General features: G+C 71.0%; 5 protein-coding genes. All 5 read left to right on the top strand.

What is annotated here, in order from left to right; translation table 11 throughout:
* Positions 1–802 (top strand): IMP dehydrogenase (locus ACYVE9_RS13425; RefSeq protein WP_461028050.1); only part of this gene is annotated, 802 nt, incomplete at its 5' end.
* Between the two features lie 248 nt (positions 803–1050).
* A complete protein-coding gene (locus ACYVE9_RS13420; RefSeq protein ID WP_461028049.1) occupies positions 1051–1416 on the top strand; it encodes a cupin domain-containing protein in 366 nt (121 codons plus the stop codon).
* Between the two features lie 727 nt (positions 1417–2143).
* Positions 2144–3319 carry a serine hydrolase domain-containing protein gene (locus ACYVE9_RS13415; RefSeq protein ID WP_461028048.1) on the top strand — a complete coding sequence of 392 codons (1176 nt, stop codon included), beginning with the start codon at positions 2144–2146 and terminating at the stop codon, positions 3317–3319.
* A 336-nt stretch (positions 3320–3655) separates the two neighbouring features.
* Positions 3656–5185 (top strand): amino acid permease, encoded by a 1530-nt coding sequence (locus ACYVE9_RS13410; RefSeq protein ID WP_461028047.1) that lies wholly within the window; start codon positions 3656–3658, stop codon positions 5183–5185.
* Between the two features lie 10 nt (positions 5186–5195).
* Entirely contained in the window at positions 5196–5651 is a 456-nt protein-coding gene (locus ACYVE9_RS13405) for an Lrp/AsnC family transcriptional regulator (protein ID WP_461028046.1), read from the top strand.
* Positions 5652–5931: the final 280 nt, after the last annotated feature.

Here is a 5931-nt window from a genome sequence, read left to right as displayed (position 1 = left end):
CCGGCTGCGGATCGCCGCCGCCGTCGGCATCAACGGCGACGTCGCCGGGCGGGCCGAGTCGCTGCTGGCCGCTGGTGCGGACACCCTCGTGGTGGACACCGCGCACGGCCACCAGGAGGGCATGCTCGACGCGTTGAAGGCCGTGCGGGCGCTGGACCCGCGGGTACCCGTGGCCGCCGGCAACGTGGTGTCCGCCGCGGGCGTGCGCGACCTGGTCGAGGCGGGCGCCGACATCGTCAAGGTCGGGGTCGGCCCGGGCGCCATGTGCACCACACGAATGATGACCGGCGTCGGCCGCCCGCAGTTCTCCGCCGTCCTGGAGTGCTCCGCCGAAGCCCGTCGGCTCGGCGCGCACGTCTGGGCCGACGGCGGCGTGCGCCACCCCCGGGACGTCGCCATGGCGCTCGCCGCCGGTGCCTCCAACGTGATGGTCGGCTCCTGGTTCGCCGGCACCCACGAGTCGCCCGGTGACCTCCAGCAGGCTCCCGACGGGCGGCTGTACAAGGAGTCCTTCGGCATGGCCTCGGCGCGTGCCGTGCGCAACCGCACCGCCGAGGAGTCGGCCTACGACCGGGCCCGCAAGGCGCTGTTCGAGGAGGGCATCTCCACCTCGCGCATGTTCCTCGACCCGGCCCGCCCCGGCGTGGAGGACCTCATCGACTCGATCATCGCCGGGGTGCGCTCCTCCTGCACCTACGCCGGAGCCGGCTCACTCGCCGAGTTCGCCGAGAAGGCGGTCGTCGGCGTGCAGAGCGCCGCGGGCTACGCCGAGGGCAAGCCGCTGCACGCCAGCTGGAGCTGACGGGATCGCCGACGCCCTCGCTGCCGCCCCTCGCGCCGCTCAGCACGGCTGAGGCCGAGGGCCGCCCACGAGAGGGCGCGGGGCCGGCTGCGTGTTCTCGGACCGCGCCGGGGTGGGCGCTGGCCCAGGCCTTGCGAAATGCCTGCTGCCGGGCCGACGAGGGTGGGCAGGCCGCGAGCCGAGGCGTAGCGTGAGAGGTGGACTCGGGGTTGCTCCACCATCCTGCCGGGAGGCGGATGATCATGACCATGGTCAAGAGGAATTTCGACTCGGCCGACGAGGTTCGACCCTTCGAGGACCACAAGGGGCGCCTGGAACTGATCGAGACCGACCACGGGCCTGTTGGCCGTGCGGTCTTCGAGCCCGGGTGGCAGTGGTCGAAGCACGTCGGGTCGATAGCCGGGACGGAAAGCTGCCAGGCGGCCCACACCGGCTACTGCGTCAGCGGCCGAATGAAGATCGTCATGGACGACGGCCAGGAGGCCGAGTACGGTCCCGGGGACTTCATGGAGGTCGACCCCGGGCACGACGCCTGGGTGGTCGGTGACGAGGCATGTGTCGCCCTCGACTGGACGGGCATGGCCGACTACGCCAAGCGGATGGCCACAGCCTGACGCCACGTACTCTGATCCACCCCGCTGCGGCGGGGCGGATCAGCGCCGCCTGAGGTCCGTCCGAGGAGGGCAGCCGAAGGGAAGAGGCCTCCGTCCGATCGTCGAGTGCACCTGCTGGTCCGGCTGGCCGTACCCGCCAACTGCCGACGCTGCCGAGCGCGCCGTCGCCGAGATCGCCGAGAAGGCGGTCGTCGGCGTGCAGAGCGCCGCAGGCTACGCCGAGGGCAAGCCGCTGCACGCCAGCTGGAGCTGACGGGATCGCCGACGCCCTCGCTGGGGCGTCGGCTCGGCTCCGGGAAGCCGGCGGACGGGCTGGCCGTGGGCGCGGGATCCTCTCGCCGCCATAGCCCGCCGGTCCGTCCGGCTGATTTGCTGCTCGGCCAGGTCCTACCCCCACGCGAAAGACGGGCAGGGCTGGCCGCAGAACGACTCGCGGGCTCCCGACTGACCTCTTGCGCTGGACAGGCCCGGTCGCACGTGGAGCGTCGGCAAGGGTGGCCAAAGTCGGCAAGGGCGGCCAAGTCGGCGAGGGGGCCAAGAGGAATCGGACGGGATTTCCGGCCCCACGCGGTCGAGCCAACCACTGCATCGAACGTCCGCTGCTGCTCCGGAGTACGCGTGCACTGCCTGCGGCGAGTGCCTGGTGTGCTGTCCATCCGGCTGGCACCCGTTCGAGAAGGGCGCACGCCGGATGGCCGGTCGCACCTGCTGTTCCTAGTGTCAGGCCATGATCTTTCGCAAGTTCTGGTTACTGGCTGCGGTGCTGGTGCTGACCGTCTCCTCTCTGCCGTCCGCTGCTGCTTCGGCCGTGCCACGCCTCTCAGGTACGGCCTGGTCCGTGCAGCGTGACGCCGACATACTGCGGGATACCGGGGTCACCGGAGTAGCGGTCCGTGTGGAATCGCCGCGCGGGGTGGTCACGGCCCGCTCCGGGGTGACGGACCTGGCCAGTGGGCGCCCGATTGTGAAGGACGGCTACCTGCGTCTCGGCAGCACCACCAAGACGTTCGTGGCCACCGTCATGCTGCAACTGGTGGGCGAAGAACGGGTCTCCCTCGACCAGACGGTGGAGGAACTGCTACCCGGGGTCGTGTCCGGCGCTGGAAACGACGGCCGGACCATCACCCTCCGCGACCTGCTGCAGCACACCAGCGGCCTGTCCGACTACGTCCATGATGTCTTCCCCGACTCCAGCACCCGGACCTACTTCGCCAACCGATGGCGTGCCTACCGCCCCGGCGAGCTGGTCGACCTGGCCATGCGCCATGAACCTGCCTTCCCGGCAGGAACCCGTTGGGCGTACTCCAACACGAACTACGTGCTCGCCGGAATGATCATTGAGAAGATCACGGGCCGCACCTGGGAACAGCAGGTACACGACCGCATCCTGCGTCCGCTCGGGCTGCGTCACACCGACACCCCCGGCACCTGGCCGTTCCTTCCGTATCCGCACACGGCCAACTATCAGCAGTTCGCCATCGCCGGACCCCTGGTCGACACCACGATCCCCTACCGTCCCTTCGACAGCGGGGCGGACGGCTCGATGACCGGCACCGCCCGCGACCTCAACCGCTTCTTCGCCGCACTGGCACGCGGAGAGCTGCTGAGACCCGCCGAACTCGCAGCCATGCGGAACACCGTGCCGGTACCGCAGGGCAGCGGTCACCCGGAAGGCACCCGAGCCGGCCTGGGCCTGTTCTCCGCCCCGCTGTCCTGCGGCGGCAGCTACCTCGGGCATGGAGGGAGCGGCTTCGGGTACGTCATCCGGGCAGCGACGACGACGGACGGTCGACGAACCATCACCGTTTCCGCGCACAGCCGCTCCGCCGATCCGCAGACCGCGGCCCGTCAGGAGGACGCACTGCGCAACCTCATCGACCGCGCACTCTGCCGCGCCGGCTGACCGTGCTCACGGCACAGCAGCGAGGCTAGGCCCGTTCGTGGCACCCGATGACCGGGGCAGCTCACCGCGGCTTCCGGCGGTCGGCACGGCTCTCCACACCCCCGCGTCACCGTCGGTGCACGGATCGGCGGATCGCGCAACGGATCACCGCCGACACGCAAGGAAAGCGCGTTACGCGCCCGGCAGCGACGCTCGTAGAGTCGTGCGCTGTACCAGGAGTGGCGGAAACCGCCTGCTCAGCGGTGTGCGCCACGCTCCCGGCAGTCCGGGGTGCCTGCCGTGCCCGCGGGCGGGCTCGGCACCGCCGCGAGCCGCAGCCATGGCAAGGAGCCACCCGTGCCGGACCACACCGCAGTGCACCCCGCGCCGCACCACCCACCCGTCGGCTGGCTCTCCCGGCTGATGCGGCGCAAGCCCGTCGAGCAACTGGTCGCCGAGACCGGCCAGGGCGGTGGCGGGCAGCTGCGGCGTTCGCTGACCATGTGGCAGCTCACCATGATCAGCATCGGTGCCACGCTGGGCACCGGCATCTTCGTGGTGCTCGGTGAGGCGGTTCCCGAAGCGGGGCCCGCCGTCACCGTCTCGTTCGTGATCGCCGGCCTGACCGCGCTGTTCTCCGCGCTGTCCTACGCCGAACTCGCCGGCACGATCCCCGCGTCCGGCTCCTCCTACTCGTACTCCTACGCCACCATGGGCGAACTCGTCGCCTGGGTCTGCGGCCTGTGCCTGATCCTGGAGTACGGGGTGTCGGTGGCCGCCGTCGCGGTCGGCTGGGGCGAGTACCTCAACGAACTGCTGGACGGCACCATCGGGGTGACGCTGCCCGCGGTGCTCTCCGCCCCTCCCGGGGACGGCGGCCTCTTCAACCTGCCGGCGCTGCTGGTCGTCCTGTTCGCGATGGGCTTCCTGCTCGGCGGCGCCCGGGAGAGCGCCCGGGTCAACACCATCATGGTGATCGTGAAGATCGGCGCGCTGCTGATGTTCTGCGCGGTGGCCTTCACCGGCATCAAGGCCGGCAACTACGAGCCGTTCATGCCGCTCGGCATGGCCGGCGTGAGCGCCGCCGGCGCGTCGCTTTTCTTCTCCTACATCGGTTTCGACGCCGCCTCCACGGCCGGCGAGGAGGCGAAGAACCCGCAGCGCGACCTGCCGCGGGCGATCATGCTGTCGCTGCTGATCGTCACCGTGCTCTACGTCCTGGTCGCCGCGGTCGCGGTCGGCGCCACGCCGTGGCGGTCCTTCGAGGGCTCTGAGGCCGCGCTCGCCGGTGTGCTGCGCGATGTCACCGGCCAGGACTTCTGGCCGGTGCTGCTGGCCGCCGGTGCCGTCGTCGCCATCGCCAGTGTCGTGCTGGCCGTGCTCTACGGCCAGACCCGGATCCTGTTCGCGATGTCCAGGGACGGCCTGGTCCCCAAGGTGTTCTCCCGGGTCGACCCCCGTACCGGAACCCCGCGCGCCAACACCGTGCTGGTCGCCGCCTTCTGCGGCATCCTGGCATCGGCCGTCCCGCTGGGCCAGCTCGCGGACGCCACCAGCATCGGCACGCTCTTCGCCTTCGCCCTCGTCAACGTCGCGGTGATCGTGCTGCGCCGCACCCGGCCGGACATGCCGCGCGGGTTCCGGCTGCCGCTGTCGCCGCTGCTGCCGGCGCTCGGTTTCGCCTTCTGTCTGTGGATGATGACCAGCCTGCCGCTCGTCACCTGGGTGGTCTTCGTGTGCTGGATGGCCGCCGGGCTCGTGTTCTACTTCCTCTACGGTCGTCACCACTCACGCCTGGCCACCGAAGCCGCCTTCACCCCCGGCGCCACGGGGGCCGGGGGCGCGAGCACCACCGACGCGACCACAGACACCACCACGGAGAAGTGAACAGCCCGCCGTGCGCCTGAACGATCTCGACGAACGCATCGTCCACGCCCTCGCCGAGGACGCCCGCCGCTCCTACGCCGACATCGGCGCCGAGGTGGGACTCTCCGCCCCGGCCGTGAAACGCCGGGTGGACCGGCTGCGGGCCGAGGGCGCGATCACCGGCTTCACCGTGCGGGTCGACCCGGCGGCGCTGGGCTGGGAGACGGAGGGGTACATCGAGATGTACTGCCGCCACAACACCTCGCCCAGCGACATCCGCCGCGGCCTCGCCCGCTACCCGGAGGTGGCGTCCGCGTCGACCGTCACCGGCGACGCGGACGCCATCGTCCAGATCTTCGCCTCCGACATGCGGCACTTCGAACGGGTGCTGGAGCGCATCGCGGGGGAGCCCTTCGTGGAGCGCACCAAGTCGGTGCTGGTCCTCTCACCGCTGCTGCGCCGGTTCTCCGCGGGCTCACCGACCTGACACCCCGGCGCCCTGCCGGCCCCGGCGTCCGCGCGTCCCGGCGTGGCCCCGGACGCCGAGCCGGCAGCGCGCAACGAATCGCCGGAACGGGTCTTTCGCACGCAACAAAGCGGGCCCTGGTGCGCAAGGAATGCGTCTTGTGACCGGTCGGGCGTCGAACGTACCGTCGAAAGCGTTCCGTCGCTCATCAAAAGCCCAGGTCACGAGGTTCCATGTCACCGTTGCGCACCGCGCTGCTCCAGGGCCCGGGCGGCGTGCCCGCGTCCCGCGCGGACGCCCT

It is taken from the genome of Streptomyces sparsus, from assembly GCF_054776295.1.
The sequence above is the reverse complement of the archived record's forward strand: the minus strand, read 5'-3'. Positions and strand labels throughout refer to the sequence as shown.

Bases quoted from the DNA above. Each gene is read 5' to 3' on its own strand.
- ACYVE9_RS13420 (WP_461028049.1), top strand. From the start codon at position 1,051: ATGGTCAAGAGGAATTTCGACTCGGCCGACGAGGTTCGACCCTTCGAG.
- ACYVE9_RS13415 (WP_461028048.1), top strand. From the start codon at position 2,144: ATGATCTTTCGCAAGTTCTGGTTACTGGCTGCGGTGCTGGTGCTGACC.